Raw genomic sequence first — 18450 nt, forward strand, 5'->3', positions numbered from 1 at the left:
CCTCCCGTTGCTGTTAACTGTGCTGTTGTATTGGTACAGTTGATCGTTGCATCCGCACCTGCATTTGCTGTTGGAGCAGCTTCATCAACAGTGATTTTTACATCATCTGTATCTGTACATCCGTTTGCTGCTGTTACAGTAACGGTATATGTCGTTGTACTTGCTGGATCTGCAATAGGATTCGCAATGTTTGTAGCACTTAATCCTGTAGCTGGTGCCCAAGAATAAGAAACTCCTCCCGTTGCTGTTAACTGTGCTGTTGTATTGGTACAGTTGATCGTTGCATCCGCACCTGCATTTGCTGTTGGAGCTTGTAACATCGCTAAATTTGTAAAGCTTTCAGAAGCTCCTGAAACACACGCATCTGAATTAGTTGCTGTTACTGTATAAGCTGTACCTATGGTAGCTCCTGTTACTAATCCTGTTCCGTCAACACTTGGTCCTGTTGGAGTAAATGTATAAGTATATGACCCATCATAATCTGAAATCTTTGTAAATCCATCCTCAGAACAAGTAGGTGGGGTTATATTTAAAGTAGGCACATCAGGCGACGATTTAATAATAACATCTACTTTTGTTGCCTCACTTTCGCAATTACCAATCTTTTGAGTTACATAAACAGTCTCTGTACCTTCCTCAGTAATTGTTGGAGACCAAGTAGCATCAGTATCTATTGCAACTGTTAATTCTTGATCACTATACCAAGTAAATGTTGTTCCTGATGAACCCGTTGCTGTAACTGAAAAAATAGTATCACCCTCACAATACGTATCACCTGAAGCATTAGGTGCGGAGGGTTGTGATACAATATTAACTGTGAATTGGTAAAAACAACTTGTTTCTCCTGGAGGAAAACCATAATATGTAGTATTACCTATAATATTTCCTGGAATAGGATTTAGGGATGTATATTCTACTGTATTTGAATCTAAATTTGAATCACTATAAAATCTTGTTCCTGGAGGGAATTGAGCCTCAATATCTGAAACTGGAATTCCATCTGTATTCAGACAAAAATCAAACTTTCTAATAGGAGGTTCATTACCACAGTTTTCATCTATAAAATTTTGAGCATCTAAACCAATTACTAATGGTGTAGGAATTTCTACCCCTTGGCATTGACCAGATGTTATATGGCCTTGTATTAAAACTTGTGAAAAAGTATTTTGTGAAGTCTCTCCAACTCCAGAAATAACTCCATTTAATGAAATAGAACTTGAACAAGCACTTCGTAAAAGATCACAATCTTCAGATGCTTTGAGTTCAAAAAAAACTTCACCTAATAATGTATCTGTGTCGTCTGGAAGTGGCAAATAACCTATGTCCCAAATAATTGATCCGGTTGCACCTATATTAGGGTAATATTTTGGATCATCATTTGTAGTTTGCAAAGGATAATTGATAAAAGAACTAATACTCATATCCTTATAATTTGAGATGAAAGGTATAGGTATTACTATTTGCGTATCATTAATTGCTTCAGTTCCCTTATTTCTTATTTCTACTTTATATTTTATTAATTGACCCGGCTCTACTACTGCCCCTGTCGGAGGTAAACCATTAACAGAAACGCTTGTTACTATTCCTTCAGGTTCTGGAATATATGCATCAACTGCAAATGTTACATTAAAAATTATGTATGTATCTTGCGTTGAGCCGTATTTAAACTTTGTAGAAGTTTGGTTATTCCCAATAATTGATTTGTCGGCATTATCTAAATTAAAAATACTAATATCGACACCTGAATTATCTAACAAATTTGGGGTACGCAAATTACCACCCGTATTTATCGATGAATTAAAAAAGTTATCGCTTTCTCCTCTGGAATTATTCAAACGCTCAAAATCAGTTGAAAGACCTTTCTGAATTTCAAAATAATCTCCTGAAATTCCTCTATCTCCTTCACCTGCCATAACACCTAACTTAACATTAACATCTCCATATTGTACTGCATTAAAGCCCTCTACATCGAAATTATAGTTAACTGTAGTACTTCCCTGTACATATGCATGACCATCAAAAACCGTAATATCTCGCCATTTCATATGAGAATTTTCATACACAACCACCATTCCCCATCCGCCATAGTATCCAGTACCTCCACCATCTCCTTCAAGAAGAGCCATGTCTGCTACAAAATATTCTCCTAAACCACCTTTTGCTCCTTGAACATATTCTGTAATCTCTGCATATGCCGAATACATTCTACCATCTTGAGTTGTTGGAAAGTAAATATTTTTATTATCTGGATTATTTGGGTTCATTATAGAACTAGCACTTATTGTAGTATATTCATCTGCATTAGGTCCCTTTAACTTTACCTCTCGCTTGTTAAAACTCTTTGTTTTTTGAATTACTTCGGGTACAACTTCTAAATATGTAACATCAACATAAGCTCTATCAGTACCATCTCTTCTAAGCCTTGTTACTTCAAGTGTATAGTTTGAATCTGAAAAAATCTCATAAGAATCATTTAAATATACATTATCACCATTTATACTACTATAAGGAACTGGAGTTTCCGCAGCATCATTGATAGAGCTAGAAAGTGAATAAACCCATGTATTTCCATTTTTAGTCCCTCTATAGAAAAATTCAACTTTATCATCATCATTATTTGAAGACGTAAATGTGTAAATTTTTTCCCAATTATTATTGCTTGAAGAACTGCTTATATCTAACGTATAATTAGTATTATCAATATCATCTTCATCATAAACACTTTCATCTTCATCAGTAACTGTAATAGTTTGAAAATTACCAGTTGGAAAATCTTTTGTAACCTCAAAAACTTCAGATTCACCAGCTCTTCCTGTCCAATACAAACCGGCATAGACAATTGTTGAACATTCTGGTAAAATACCTTTTGACGCATCTTCATGTAAACTTAATGTTGAAGAAGAAGAATTCCAAGTATTGTCATCTTGATCAACATCCACATACTCCATATCCTCACTATTAGTAGGATAATTATCATTATCTGGATCTAAAGGATTATTTCCTTCTATATTGTAACCATCATAATCAACCAAAGTAAGATTTGTATTTCCTAACATGGTGAAATCTCCTTTTACGCTATAGATAGTTTTATTTGGAGAAAATTCTGAAGTTCTCGGCTTAAATGGAACTCTTTCCTGACTAAAACCGCTAAAACTTATATTAATAAATATGACTAATATTAAAACAAGTTTAATTGATTTTATATAACGATAAAAATTTGTAGTGTAAAAATTTTTCATATAATGCTCTTTTAAATTAACCTTTCCTATTATTATTTATGATTGGTCTACCATAGAATAAAAAATAGATATTTTTGGGTTTGCATTTAAAACGAATGTTTTAATTTGATTACTGGTACACTTGAAATAACATTTAACATAAATGTATTTTAATTTATTAACTCCTTTAAAACTTGATAAATCAATTGGGGTATTCAATTCTTTTTCATTTTTTAAATTGACCGTTATCAATTCTACTTTATTAAATAATTTATTGGATCTTTTTAAAACTTCTAAAGATTGAACATTGTTGGCTTTTAATCTATTTGGCTCAAAACTTTCTGATACTTTACTAATAGTATTATTATTTAAATAAACTGCAGGCTCATTTTTTTTAACTATTTTCAAAAATTTTTCAGAATTTGATGTTGATTTTTTCATCAATCCGCTTTTAGCCTTAGTCGTGCTTTTATTTATTTGAGAATCTTGACCTTGATCCAGCTCATAAACTACTATATCCTGTGCATTCAAATTAACAGCACATAAAAATAGAATACAAATAGCTGTAATTTTTACTCCAGATTTTAACACATCAATTAAAGTAATTTTTTTCATAATCTTTTTATTTAGTTAATATCAACGTTTGAAAAAAATCCAAACACTAATTCTAATTGACATCAACCCTCAAGACTAAAATATAGAGTCTAACTATCCTAATAATGTAAAAAAATACATTATATAATTCAATAAGGATATTAAATCCAACCTATAAGGCTTCTATTTAATGAGTTCTGTGGGGGTAGGGACATTTCTCAATTATTTACAAATATATAAACAATGAAACATATGTTATTGATTTTAAGGGAGTTTTTTACTAATTATTAACTAAATGAAGCAAAACAGCAATAAATGGTAAATTATATTAAATAAACTTCACAACCCCTATACAAACTAATTTTTAGTTTCAACCTCTTGTTTCTCAGAATCATATAAACTGTTATCATTATTTATATATTTAATAGTTTAAAACTATAAATTTTCTATTTTTGCTTTTCACTTACTTAAGTAAAATTTATGAATAAATACGATGTTGCCGTAATTGGCTCAGGCCCTGGCGGATATGTTGCAGCTATAAGATGCGCACAATTAGGATTAAAAACTGTTATTATTGAAAAATACAACACACTAGGTGGAACTTGTTTAAACGTAGGATGTATCCCTTCAAAAGCATTATTAGACTCATCACACCATTATTACGATGCAACCAAACATTTTGCTACTCATGGAATAGATGTAAAAGGTTTAGCTATAAACTTTGAGCAAATGATTAATCGTAAAAACGAAGTAGTTTCACAAACATCTGGCGGCATCAATTATTTAATGGATAAAAATAAAATTGACACTTTACAAGGAGTTGGAAGTTTTACCGATGCCACTCATATTAAAATAACTAAAGAAGATGGTTCTTCGGAAGAAATAGAAGCTGCAAAAACTATTATAGCTACTGGTTCAAAACCATCAACTTTACCATTTATTGAAATTGACAAAAAAAGAGTTATTACTTCTACTGAAGCTTTAAGTTTAAGTGAAATTCCAAAGCATTTAATTGTTATTGGAGGGGGAGTTATTGGTTTAGAGTTAGGTTCGGTTTACAGCCGTTTAGGCTCACAAGTTTCAGTAATTGAGTATATGCCAACCATTACTCCTGGAATGGACGCAATGCTTTCTAAAGAATTGCAAAAATCATTAAAAAAACAAGGAATTAAATTCTTTACAAGTCATAAAGTAACTTCGGTCGTAAATAATGGAGATGAAGTTGTTGTTACTGCCGATAATAAAAAAGGCGTTCCAACAGAATTTAAAGGAGATTACACTTTAATTTCAGTAGGAAGAAAACCTTATACAATAGGATTAGGATTAGAAAACGTAGGAATTAAAGTTACGGAACGTGGTCAAATAGAAACTAACGAACATTTACAAACAAATGTTTCTAACATTTATGCCATTGGCGATGTTGTAAAAGGTGCTATGTTAGCTCATAAAGCTGAAGAGGAAGGAACAATGGTTGCTGAAATAATTGCAGGTCAAAAACCACATATAGATTACAATCTAATTCCTGGCGTTGTATATACATGGCCCGAAGTTGCTTGTGTAGGTAAAACAGAAGAGCAATTAAAAGAAGCCGGAATTAAATACAACACTGGTTCTTTTGCGATGAGAGCTTTAGGTAGGGCTAGAGCAAGTATGGATATTGATGGACAAATAAAAGTATTGGCTGATGCTGAAACTGATGAAATTTTAGGTGTTCATATGATTGGAGCAAGAGCTGCAGATATGATAGCAGAAGCAGTAATTGCAATGGAATTTAGAGCTTCTAGTGAAGACATTGCACGATCATCTCACGCACACCCTACATTTACAGAAGCTTTTAAAGAAGCATGCTTAGATGTTAACAATAGAGCTATACATAGTTAAAATCAAAATATATTATACAAAAAAGTCCTTTCAATATGAAAGGACTTTTCTATTTTTGCTACAATGCAACGCACCAATAAAATAATTGAGGTTACAAGTATTTCTGAATTTAAATCTAAACTTTTAGAATGGGCTCAACAGTTTAAAATTGCTGTTTGGCTAGATAGCAACAACTACCAACAAAAACATTCAAATTTTGATGCAGTACTTGCCGTTGATTCATTTTCAAGAATAGAATCAACTTTTTTAAATGCATTTGATAAATTAAAAACATATCAAACTAACACCAACGATTATATATTCGGTTATTTAGGTTACGATTTAAAAAATGATGTTGAAAAGCTTGAATCTAACAATTTTGATGGTTTGCATTTTCCTGATTTGTACTTTTTTCAACCAAAAAAAATATTTTTTATAAAAGAAAACACCGTTGAAATTAAATATTTAAATGACTTTAGTTCTGAAATAAAAACTGATTTAAGTGATATAAATCAACCAGGAACCAACTACCAAAAACCAAGAACCAATCCAATCAAAATTAAACTACGTATTCATAAAGATGAGTATTTTCAGAAATTAAACTCGGTATTAAACCATATTCACCGTGGAGATATTTACGAAGTTAGTTTTTGTCAAGAGTTTTATTGCGAAAATTCAACCATAAACCCTTTAGAAATATATCAAAATTTAAATGAAATTTCTAAACCGCCATTTGCAACTTTTTTAAAGTTAAACGACAAATATTTACTTTCCGCATCACCAGAACGTTATTTAAAAAAGGATGGAGACACGGTAATTTCTCAACCAATTAAAGGAACTGAAAAAAGGGCAAACTCTATAGAAGAAGACATTGAATTAATTTCGGCGTTAGAAAAGAATCCAAAAGAACGAGCCGAAAATATTATGATTGTGGATTTGGTTAGAAACGATTTATCTCATTCTGCAGTAAAAGGCTCCGTAAAAGTAGACGAACTTTGTAAGGTATACACTTTTGAACAGGTGCATCAATTAATTTCAACTATTTCTTGTAAAATAAAACCAAACATTCATCCTGTAGACATTATTAAAGATACATTTCCAATGGGAAGTATGACTGGCGCCCCAAAAATTTCAGCAATGAAAATTATTGAAGAATTGGAAGAAACAAAACGAGGTTTATATTCTGGCGCTGTTGGTTATTTTTCACCAAAAGGCGATTTTGATTTTAACGTAATTATTAGAAGTATTTTATACAACGCTTCAAAAAGATATATTTCATATTCTGTTGGTGGAGCTATTACCGCAAAATCAATTCCCGAAAAAGAATATGAGGAATGTTTGCTTAAAGCAAAAGCCATGAAACAAGTTTTATTAAACTCTAAATAAGTATATTTACCCTATGCGAACAGTTGTTGAACAACATATAAATAAAAATTTATCATTTTTAATTGATAAAAAACTTTTGGTAGCAATTTCTGGCGGAATTGACAGTGTAGTTCTTACCCATATTTTATACAAATTAAATTTCGATATTACTTTAGCGCATTGCAATTTTTCTTTGCGTGGAAAAGAAAGCAACAAAGATGAAAAATTTGTGAAAGATTGGGGGAATGAATTAAAAATCCCTACATATACAATACAATTTGACACTGAAAGTTATGCTTCTGAAATGGGAATTTCAACCCAAATGGCCGCTCGAGAATTACGATATAACTATTTTAAACAACTTTTAGAAAAGCATAATTTAGATTACGTGGTAACAGCACATCAAAAAGATGATGTAATTGAAACTTTTTTAATTAATTTAACTAGAGGAACTGGCTTAGATGGATTAACTGGAATACCAGAAGTTAATGAAAATGTTGTACGCCCTTTGCTTCCATTTATTAGAAATGAAATATTGGTTTACGCCACTAGAAATAAATTACAATGGAGAGAAGATAGCACCAACTCTTCCATAAAATACGTGCGAAATAAAATTAGACATAAGGTTGTTCCTTTTTTAAAAGAATTAAACCCTAGTTTATTAGAAACTTTTACTAAAACCGTTGAAAACCTAAAGGGAAGCCAGCAAATAGTTAATGATTATATTAAAATTATTAAAGAACAATCTACTACTATTGTTAACAATGATATTCATATAAATATAGCTCAATTACAAAAATTAAATAATCCTAAAGTTTATTTTTACGAACTACTAAAAGATTACGGTTTTACACAATGGGACGATATTAATGATTTAATAAATGCCCAAAGTGGAAAACAAGTAGTAAGCAAATCGCATCGATTGTTAAAAGACAGAGAAGTTTTGATTTTATCTGAAATAAAAACAGTAGAAAAATCTGTTTATTTCGAAATACATGAGAATACTTCAAAAATTAAAACACCAATAAAATTAAAATTTAAAGCCGTAGATATTCCTTTTGACACCAAAAACCAAGCGAATAAAGTTTTTGAGGAAGTTATTTTAAATGATGACAATACAATTTCAATTGATTATGATAAACTAAAGTTTCCACTCATTATTAGAAAATGGGAAAAAGGAGACCTCTTCTATCCTATTGGACTTAAAGGAAAAAAGAAATTAAGCAAGTTTTTTAAAGATGAAAAATTTTCTATAATAGAAAAAGAAAATACTTGGATATTATGCTCAAATAACGAAATTGTTTGGGTAATTGGCCATCGTTTAGATGAACGCTTTAAAGTTTCTAAATACACTTCTAAAATTTTAAAAATAAAACACCCTTTAAAACAATAATTTTGTAAATAATTTGGTAATGTTTAACTTAGACGTATAAATAACCTTTTATTTAAATGAAATTCAATTCTTTTAATTTAATAATAATCTATACAATTTTCGCTCAAACAAGTGTGTTTTCGCAAGAAAAAAAAATAGAGCAAGAACATACAACTTTACCAATAAGCATTTACACCACAATAGAAAACTCGTCTAGTTTTAACACTATATCTTCTTTTAATAATTCATCAGACTTAAGCATTTATAGATTTGCTTCTTTTAATTATCATCTTTTAAAAAAAGGATATTTTTCAATTCCATTTAAAAAATTAAAAAAATCTAATGATTACGTTACAGAAACATACAAGAATATTTATAATAAACGAAATTTAGAAAAAAGCTTTTTTGATGTATCTAAACTTTATCTACCTTACATCCCTAAAAAATACTAGCATTCACAAAAAAAACGATTTCGTTAAATTTATTTACCAAAACCCGAATTTTTAAAGAAGCTTTTGTATTTTTCGCCTCAAGAACTAAAAAATATGCACAAACAACCAAAACTAACAAGATTTAACGAGAATGTATTGTCTAAATATCAAATTTACAATAGTATATTTATGACGCTTCCGTTTGATACAATTACTAAAACAGGAGTTTTATTACCTTTATTTCACGATGTTTGTAAAGAAGGATTTTCAAATAAAAAAAATCCAACTGAAATTGTTGAAGCTTTTTTTAAAACCTATCAAAAAAACCCTTCTGAAAAAGAAAAATTAAATTTACTTTTTAAGTTTATACAATACATTGAGCGTCAAGTTGTTTTGTTCGATGCTATTGAAGACGCAGCATTTCCAATTGTAAACAATATGGACGGTGTTGGAACATTAAGAAACAGTAAAGAAAAAGCCGCTCTAGAAAATAAAACAGATGCTTTAAGAAAGCATTTAGAAGATTTTAAAGTGCGCGTTGTTTTAACAGCACACCCAACACAATTTTATCCGGGTAATGTTTTAGGTATTATAAATGACTTAACAGAAGCAATTGAAAATAATGATTTGTTAGTTATAAATCAATTATTAGCGCAATTAGGAAAAACACCTTTTTTTAAGAAAGAAAAACCGTCTCCGTATGATGAAGCCGTAAACTTAATTTGGTATCTAGAAAATGTTTTTTACCATTCAGTTTCATCTGTTTACGACTATATTCAAAGCAATATTTTTAACGGACAACAAGTTGATAACGAAGTGATTGATTTAGGTTTTTGGCCTGGAGGAGATCGTGATGGAAATCCGTTTGTAACAACAGAAATTACATTAAATGTTGCCAAAAGATTAAAACAAACTATTTTAAAAAATTATTATAGAGACATTCGTAGACTAAAAAGAAGATTAACCTTTGATGGTGTTGAGCAAATAATCTCCGAATTAGAAGCTATTTTATTTAATAATAGTGTTAATCCAACAGAAAACACAATGATTCCTCTTAATGAATTTAAAGAAAAGCTTTATACCATTAGAGAAACGTTGATTTCGAAGCATCAATCTCTTTATATTGATGAAATAAATGAATTTATAAATAAAGTACACATTTTTGGTTATCATTTTGCCACCTTAGATATTAGACAAGACAGTAGAGTTCACCACAATGTTTTTTCTGAAATAGTAAAAACACTTCAAGAAAAAGGCAGTACTTTATTTCCTGAAAATTATTTAGACCTTTCTGAAAATGAACAAATTGACATTTTAGCAAAAGTTGAAGATAATGTTGATGTCTCCATTTTTAAAGATGAAATGGCTGTTAAAACTTTAGGTTCTATTAAAGCTGTAAAAACTATTCAACAAAACAATGGCGAAAAAGGTGCAAATAGATATATTATAAGTAATAATCAAACAGCAGTAAATGTTATGGAAACATTTGCAATGTTTAATTTATGTGGCTTTAAACACAATATTTCTGCAGATATTATTCCGCTTTTTGAAACTGTAGACGATTTAACCAATGCAGCTGGTGTAATGGAAAAATTATACAGTAACACAGTTTATATGAACCATCTAAAATCAAGAAAAAGTAAACAAACTATAATGCTTGGTTTTTCTGATGGAACAAAAGATGGTGGTTACTTAATGGCTAACTGGTCTATTTTTAAAGCAAAGGAAAATTTAACCAAAATATCTCGAGAATACGGCATTAAAGTTATTTTCTTTGATGGACGTGGTGGACCACCAGCGCGTGGAGGAGGAAAAACACATCAATTTTATGCTTCCTTAGGTCCAACTATTGAAGATGAAGAAATACAATTAACTGTTCAAGGACAAACTATTAGTTCTAATTTTGGAACTTTAGAGTCTTCTCAATATAATATTGAACAACTATTAGGTGCTGGTATTTCAAATGAGCTATTTAGCAATGCAAATCATATTATGACTAAGAGTGATAATAAAATAATGAATGATTTAGCACAAACTAGTTATAAAGCTTATTCTGATTTTAAAAATCACCCTAAGTTTATGCCATACTTAGAGCATATGAGTACATTAAAATATTATGCAAAAACCAATATTGGTAGTAGACCATCAAAACGTTCAAAATCTAGCTCGCTCGAATTCTCCGATTTAAGAGCAATACCATTTGTTGGTTCTTGGAGTCAATTAAAACAAAATGTACCAGGATTTTTTGGTGTTGGAACAGCATTAAAAAAATATGAAGATACTGGGGAATTTGATAAAATTAAAGCATTTTATAATGGGTCCGATTTCTTTAAAGCACTTATTGGAAACAGTATGATGGCACTTTCAAAATCGTTTTTCGAATTGACAGAATATATGGCTGACGATAAAGAATTTGGAGAATTTTGGAAAATTATTCACAATGAATATTTAACTACTAAAAGATTAATCTTAAAACTTTCTGATTACGATATTTTAATGCAAAGCAACCCAGTTGGGAAAGCTTCAATAGACATTAGAGAAAATATTGTGTTGCCACTATTAACAATTCAACAATTTGCATTACGTAAAATTCAAGAATTACAAAATGAGGAAACTATAAACCAAGAAGAGTTACAAGTATATGAAAAAATGGTAATGAGATCATTATTTGGAAATATAAATGCTAGTAGAAATTCGGCTTAAATAATGAATTCGGCACATTTAAATACAAGCGAATATGCTCCCTTTTACGGTGGATATATTCAGACAATTGGAGAAGTTGATTTGTTTGAAATTTTAAAATCCTCTGCTGAAGATTTGTTATCAACTTTGGAAAATTTACCTGAAAAAAAATTAGTGTTTCGGTATGCTGAAGGAAAATGGACAATAAAAGAATTAGTTCAGCACATTATTGATGCCGAACGGGTTTTAAGTTATAGAGCATTACGGTTTTCAAGAAATGACGCCACACACCTTGAAGGATTTGATGAAGATTGGTACGTAGCTAATTCTAGTGGAAACAATCGCGATTTAAAAGATCTTTTGGATGAGTTTTCCTATGTAAGAAATGGAACTATAGCTATGTTTAAAAGCTTTTCTCCTGAAATGTTTTCATTAACAGGCTCCGCTAATGGAAGTGACTTTTCGGTAAGAGCTTTAGGTTTTATAATTGCCGGTCATCAAACACATCATTTAAATATAATTAAGAAGAAATACATTTAATCTCCTCTATCCAAAAAGAAAATTTCATTAACTGGCTTTTTAAATAATTTTGATATTTTTAAAGCCAGAATAACTGATGGTGCATATTTATTTAACTCCATTGCATTTATCGTTTGTCTCGTAACCCCAATAAGCTCTGCTAATTCGGCTTGTGTAAAATTATGTATGGCACGCTCCACTTTAATATTATTTTTCATAATCGTTGATTTTATAACGCATTTAAATCCACTTAAAACTCCGGGATGCTATATTAATTAATCAAATGTATACTATTTTTTACTTTTAGTAAAATTATTCTTACTATTACCTTTTCGTAAAAATCATTACCTTTGCAGCACCAAAAAAAATCGTTTGTTTTTAATGCGAATTTTAAAAAAAATAGCACTTTTTATTTTTATTCTTGTAACTATAATTATAGTTGGAGGATGGGTTTATTATAACAATCTTAAACCTACCTATGAAGGTTCCATAAAACTATCAAATATTGAAACAGAAACAAATATTTATTTTGATGATTATGGAATTCCTCATGTTTATGCTAAAACTGAAAAAGACGCTATGGTGGCTCTTGGATATGTTCATGCACAAGACAGACTTTGGCAAATGGAATTAATGCGAAGAATAGCTCCTGGGAAATTATCTGAAATTTTTGGAAAAGATATGATAAATAACGACAAATTTTTTGTTAGCCTTGGTATTGAAGAAGCTTCAAAAAGAAGCATTTCTAAGTTAAACAAAAACAGTGAAGTTTATAAACTAGCCACAGCATATTTGTCCGGAGTAAACCAATTTGTAAAAAACGGAGCAACTCCAATTGAATTTACTTTAATTGGAATTAAAAAAGAACCGTACACATTAAATGATGTTTATAATATATTGGGTTATATGTCTTTCAGTTTTGCGATGGCTCATAAAACGGATCCATTATTAACTTTAATTAAAGACAAACTTGGAAATGAATATTTAAAAGAATTAAACATTGATATAAACCCAAATACAGTTTTAATAAAAAACTCCAAAGACGACATTGAGAACTTTGAAAATATTGTTGCAAGTGTTCATGATATTTTAAAAACATCTCCAATCCCTTCTTTTATAGGTAGCAATAGCTGGGTTATTTCTTCCAAAAAAACCTCTTCAGGTAAGGTTTTATTTGCAAATGATCCTCACATTGGGTTTTCACAACCAGCTGTTTGGTTTGAAGCTCATATTGCAACACCTAACTACGAAATGTATGGCTATCATATCGCAGGTGTTCCATTTCCTTTATTAGGCCATAATAGAAATTACGCTTACGGACTTACAATGTTTGAAAACGATGACATTAATTTTTACAAAGAAGAAAATTACCCCGAAAATAGTAAAAAATATAAGTCTCCTGAAGGATATTTAGACTATAAAATTACATCGAAAATAATTAAAGTAAAAGATGCTGATGATGTAACACTAGAAATTAAAAACTCGCGCCACGGACCAATAATGAACAATGTTATCAATCAAATTACCCAAGCAGAACCTATTTCAATGTGGTGGACATTTACGCAATTAGATGGCGAAATACTAAATGCACTTTATACAATATCGAGAGCAAAAAAAATGGCTGATGTAAAAAAAGGTGCAAGTTTAATACATGCTCCTGGTTTAAACATTATGTATGGTGATAAAGAAGGAAATATTGCTTGGTGGGCATCTGGCAAATTGGTTAAATACAATCCACATGTTAACACAAAATTTATTTTAAATGGTGTTTCTGGAAATGACGACCCAATTAAATATTTAGATTTTAGTCAAAATCCGATGGCCGAGAACCCAGAATGGAACTATGTTTATTCAGCTAATAACCAACCCGATACTATTGCTAATATTTTATATCCGGGTTATTATCTTCCAGAAGATAGAGCCAAAAGAATAGTTGAACTTATTAAACCAAAAAATGATTGGAACAAGCAAGATATGGCAACTATGATTAATGATGTTACCTCATCTGTTTCACCCAAAATTGTAAAAAACATTACAGCAACATTTGAAAACATTTCATTTTCAAAAAATGAAGAAATAGCTTTAGGAATTTTAAAAAAATGGGACGGCTCAAATTCTGAAAAAGAAATTGCACCTACAATTTATAACAAATTAGTATACTTATATTTAAAAAATACGTTTGAAGATGAATTAGGTTCTACAACTTTTAATCAGCTTCTGGACACACATTTAATGAAAAGAATTATCGCTGATCATTTAGAAAAAAATTCTTCTATTTGGTGGGATAATATACATACCGAAAAAATAAAAGAAACTAAAAAGGATATTCTTGTAAAATCATTTAAAGAAGCCATTACTTCACTCGAAAGTCAACTAGGGAATAATATAGACTCTTGGATTTGGGGCAAAGTACACACTGTAGAACATCCACATCCATTAGGAACCATAGCATCTTTAAAAAAATATTTTAATGTAGGGCCATTTTCAATGAAAGGCGCACGTGAAGTTATTGATAACCAAGGATATTTGTATGATGATACCGGACTCTATAAAATAACTGCTGGCCCATCTACTAGAAGAGTAATTGATTTTTCGGATATTGAAAATAGTATTAGTATCTTGCCAACTGGTCAATCTGGAAATCCATTTAGCAAACACTATAATAATCAAGCTGAAATGTATAACAAAGGAAATTTCAGAAAAATGAAATTAAATAAACAAGAAATAGTAAACAGTTCAACCAACCTAACTTTTATACCAAGCAATGACTAAAAGAATAACCATAAAGCAGATTGCACAAGCATTACATGTTTCAATTTCTACTGTCTCAAAAGCTTTAAATGACAGTTACGAAATTAGTGATGAAACGAAAAGCAAAATTCAGGAATATGCTAAATTACATAAGTATAAACCGAATACGCTTGCTTTAAGCTTACAAAATAAAAAAACAAAAACAATAGGTATTATAATTCCAAATATTTTAACCTACTATTTTGCACGTGTATTGCGAGGAATAGAAAAAGTCACAACAGAAAAAGGATACAATATAATTACCTGTATTACCAACGAATCGTATAAAAAAGAAGTTGACACAATGGAAATGCTTTCCAATGGAACTATTGATGGTTTTATTGCCTGTATTTCAGTTGAAACTTTAAAAATGGAAAACTTTGATCACTTCCATGATATTTTAGAAGAAGAAACACCAATTGTATTATACGATAGAGTTCACAAAGACATTAATTGTGATAAAGTTGTAACAGACAATGTTAAAAGCGCCTACAAAGCAACTCGATACTTAATGAAATCCGACTGTAGAAATATAGCGCTAATATCTATTTCTGAAGGTTTAAACATTAATAAATTTAGAGTGAAAGGCTACCTTAAAGCTCTGGAAAAATATGGAGTTGAACCAAATGAAGATCTAATAATTAGACAAGAAGGAGAAGAAAATTTAACTGAGCGTATTAATAAAATGCTCGACAATAATAAAGTTGATGGTATTTTTACTGTTGATGAAGTTTCTGGCGCATTAACCACCCAAGTTTTAAATAAAAGGGGTATAAAAATTCCTGAAGAAATTTCTATTGTTGGATTTACAAATGGTATCTTATCAAGATATGGTTCTCCACCATTAACAAGTGTTAACCGTTTTGCGCATACAACTGGTGAAGTTGCTGCAACTAGACTTATTGATAAGCTTGAAGGTAAAATTAAGTTTGACGATATAAAAACTGAAATTATTCGAACCGAACTTGTTGAAAGAGAGTCTACTAAAAATTTATTTATTAAGTTTTAGATAATTTATCATAACTATAGTTTATTAATTATTGCATTTTTTTCTATTTTTATAAAAAAAGAAAAAATATGCTAGTGAAAATTTATGGTAGCGCTGTCTTTGGCGTTGAAGCCACAACTATTACCGTTGAAGTAAACATAGATAAAGGAATTGGTTATCATTTAGTTGGGTTGCCCGATAATGCAATTAAGGAAAGTAGTTATCGAATTTCGGCTGCGTTAAACAATAATGGTTATAAACTTCCGGGTAAAAAAATTACCATAAATATGGCGCCTGCCGATTTAAGAAAAGAAGGATCGGCATATGACTTAACCCTTGCAATAGGTATTTTAGCAGCTTCAAATCAAATAAAGTCTGAAAATGTTGAAGAAGAACTTTCTTTAGATGGAAGCCTACAACCTATTAAAGGCGCACTACCTATTGCCATAAAAGCTAGAGAAGAAAATTTTAAAGGTTTTATACTTCCTAAACAAAATGCTAAAGAAGCAGCTATTGTAAATGACTTACAAGTTTTTGGTGTTGAAAATATTAAAGAAGTTATTGATTTTTTTGATGGAAAATGTGAACTAGAACCTACAATTATAGATACTCGGGCAGAATTCTATAAAAATTTAGATAATCCCGAGTTTGATTTTGCCGATGTAAAAGGGCAGGAATCTGTAAAACGAGCTATGGAAATTGCTGCTGCAGGTGGACATAACATTATTCTTGTAGGACCTCCAGGAAGTGGAAAAACTATGCTAAGTAAAAGGTTATCTTCTATTCTGCCTCCAATGACACTTCAAGAGGCTTTAGAAACCACAAAAATTCATTCTGTAGTTGGAAAAATTAAAGAAAATGGATTAATGTGTCAAAGACCATTTCGTTCACCTCATCATACAATATCAGATGTTGCCCTAGTTGGAGGTGGACAATATCCTCAACCTGGTGAAATTTCACTCTCACATAACGGTGTTTTATTTTTGGATGAATTACCAGAATTTAAAAGAACAGTACTTGAAGTTATGCGTCAACCATTAGAAGATAGAGAAGTTACTATTTCGAGAGCAAGGTTTACAGTAACTTACCCAAGTAGCTTTATGTTGGTAGCCAGTATGAATCCAAGTCCAAGTGGTTATTTTAATGATCCCGATGCTCCTATAACCTCATCACCAGCCGAAATGCAGCGTTATTTAAGTAAAATTTCTGGGCCATTATTAGATAGAATTGATATTCATATTGAAGTTAATCCAGTTCCTTTTGAAAAACTTTCAGAAGAGCAATTAGCTGAGTCTAGCACAACAATACGCGAAAGAGTAACTAAAGCACGAGAAAAACAATCTACTCGATTTAAGAAAATTGAAAATATACATTACAATGCTCAAATGAATGTTAAACAAATTAGGAAATTTTGTGAATTAAGTGAAGAAAGTAAAACACTATTAAAAAACGCTATGGAGCGTTTAAATTTATCTGCTAGAGCTTACGATCGAATTTTAAAGGTTAGTAGAACAATTAGTGATTTGGATAATTCAGAAGATATAAAATCAAATCACATTGCAGAAGCCATTCAGTATAGAAGTTTGGATAGAGAAGGTTGGCTAGGTTAAACTAAAATCAGCTTTTTTTCTTTAAATAAATATTATAAACCAATCCAACTAAAATTAAAAACACACCCAGTAAAGTCCATAAATTATAAACTTCTTGGAACCAAGTTGCACCAATAATAATCATAAAAACAACTTCCAAGTACTTTAAAGGAGCAATTACATTAGTTTCGTGAGATTGAAATGCTTTAGTCATGTATAACTGACCAATATATCCAAAAAAACCTAAACTTAATAATAGCAACCATTCTACTAAATTTGGGCTTCTCCAATTATTAATAGACATTAGTCCGCCAAACATAAAAGCCATAATCATAAAATAATTAATAATTACTAGTGAATTTTCTGTGTTTTTAATTTTCCGGATAATTACAAATATTAAGCCTAAAAAAACCGCAGATAACATAATTAAAAGTAACCCTATTGAATTTACATCTACACCAAACCCCTTAATTATTAAAACACCTGTAAACGCCACCAAAAACAAAAACCACTGAATAGGCTTTATTTTTTCTTTTAAAAAAATAAATGCAAAAATTGCTGCAAAAATTGGTGATGTATATCTTAATGAAACCGCCGTTCCAACGGCTAAATAATTTAATGATTGAAAAAAACATGTTAATGAAATTACACCTGCGGCACCTCTAATAAATAACAGTTTTTTATTATTACCTAAAAACGGAATTTTTTGCTTTATAATTAAAGGAATAGTAAAACATAAAGTACCTATTGACCTAAAAAAGACAATCTGATAGGCACTAAAATCATTTAAATATTTCACTACAGCATTCATAATTGCAAATGCAATCACACTAAAAATCATATAAAAAATTGCTGTAGAGCTTTTCATAAAAATATTTAATAATAGTAAATATTTTGCGAAAATAGCAATTTATAAAATTGATTCTCTTCAATAGTTTTTAAATATTTGAATTATGATCTGTTTTTATAACAAATTTTAAAAGATATAGAAAAAAAATACCAAAGCAAATAAGCTTTGGTATACAAGTATTTTTATAATACA

General features: G+C 30.2%; 13 protein-coding genes. 9 read left to right on the plus strand and 4 right to left on the minus strand.

The features are described from left to right. Positions 1–3239: hypothetical protein (locus tag Q0776_RS00005; protein WP_298363282.1), on the minus strand; the 3239-nt coding region annotated here is incomplete at its 3' end. A 36-nt stretch (positions 3240–3275) separates the two neighbouring features. Further along, positions 3276–3833: a hypothetical protein gene (locus Q0776_RS00010; RefSeq protein WP_298363284.1), complete on the minus strand. Its 558-nt coding sequence runs from the start codon at positions 3831–3833 to the stop codon at positions 3276–3278. Between the two features lie 459 nt (positions 3834–4292). On the opposite strand from Q0776_RS00010, the gene lpdA reads away from it, so the two are divergent. The 6 genes from lpdA (at position 4293) to Q0776_RS00040 (ending at position 12062) form a co-directional block, all read left to right on the plus strand. Continuing rightward, positions 4293–5693 (plus strand): dihydrolipoyl dehydrogenase, encoded by a 1401-nt coding sequence (gene lpdA / locus Q0776_RS00015; protein ID WP_298363285.1) that lies wholly within the window; start codon positions 4293–4295, stop codon positions 5691–5693. A 63-nt stretch (positions 5694–5756) separates the two neighbouring features. Beyond that, entirely contained in the window at positions 5757–7058 is a 1302-nt protein-coding gene (locus Q0776_RS00020; protein WP_298363286.1) for an anthranilate synthase component I family protein, read from the plus strand. A 13-nt stretch (positions 7059–7071) separates the two neighbouring features. Then, positions 7072–8430 (plus strand): tRNA lysidine(34) synthetase TilS, encoded by a 1359-nt coding sequence (tilS, locus tag Q0776_RS00025; protein ID WP_298363287.1) that lies wholly within the window; start codon positions 7072–7074, stop codon positions 8428–8430. A gap of 56 nt (positions 8431–8486) precedes the next feature. Further along, a complete protein-coding gene (locus tag Q0776_RS00030) occupies positions 8487–8861 on the plus strand; it encodes a hypothetical protein (protein WP_298363289.1) in 375 nt (124 codons plus the stop codon). A gap of 93 nt (positions 8862–8954) precedes the next feature. Next, positions 8955–11543, plus strand: coding sequence for a phosphoenolpyruvate carboxylase (locus Q0776_RS00035; RefSeq protein ID WP_298363290.1), 2589 nt, complete (start codon positions 8955–8957; stop codon positions 11541–11543). Between the two features lie 3 nt (positions 11544–11546). Beyond that, the gene (locus tag Q0776_RS00040) at positions 11547–12062 is read left to right on the plus strand and encodes a DinB family protein (RefSeq protein WP_298363292.1); all 516 of its coding nucleotides are present in this window, start codon (positions 11547–11549) and stop codon (positions 12060–12062) included. Here Q0776_RS00040 and Q0776_RS00045 read toward each other — a convergent pair. Beyond that, positions 12059–12259, minus strand: coding sequence for a helix-turn-helix transcriptional regulator (locus Q0776_RS00045; protein ID WP_366138465.1), 201 nt, complete (start codon positions 12257–12259; stop codon positions 12059–12061). The two genes, Q0776_RS00040 and Q0776_RS00045, sit on opposite strands and share 4 nt — an antisense overlap. Before the next feature lie 163 nt (positions 12260–12422). Here Q0776_RS00045 and Q0776_RS00050 point away from each other — a divergent pair, with 163 nt between their 5' ends. From Q0776_RS00050 to Q0776_RS00060, 3 genes are all read left to right on the plus strand, one after another. Continuing rightward, a complete protein-coding gene (locus tag Q0776_RS00050) occupies positions 12423–14813 on the plus strand; it encodes a penicillin acylase family protein (protein WP_298363297.1) in 2391 nt (796 codons plus the stop codon). Further along, complete coding sequence (locus Q0776_RS00055; protein WP_298363305.1) at positions 14806–15840, plus strand: LacI family DNA-binding transcriptional regulator; 1035 nt, start codon at positions 14806–14808, stop codon at positions 15838–15840. The genes Q0776_RS00050 and Q0776_RS00055 overlap by 8 nt, the downstream gene beginning before the upstream one ends. Positions 15841–15908: 68 nt before the next feature. Beyond that, positions 15909–17429: a YifB family Mg chelatase-like AAA ATPase gene (locus tag Q0776_RS00060; protein ID WP_298363312.1), complete on the plus strand. Its 1521-nt coding sequence runs from the start codon at positions 15909–15911 to the stop codon at positions 17427–17429. Between the two features lie 7 nt (positions 17430–17436). Here the strand turns inward: Q0776_RS00060 and Q0776_RS00065 are convergent, their stop codons facing one another. Then, positions 17437–18276: a DMT family transporter gene (locus Q0776_RS00065; protein WP_366138468.1), complete on the minus strand. Its 840-nt coding sequence runs from the start codon at positions 18274–18276 to the stop codon at positions 17437–17439. Between the last annotated feature and the right edge of the window lie 174 nt (positions 18277–18450).

This window comes from uncultured Lutibacter sp., assembly GCF_947495725.1.
Classification (GTDB): Bacteria; Bacteroidota; Bacteroidia; order Flavobacteriales; family Flavobacteriaceae; genus Lutibacter.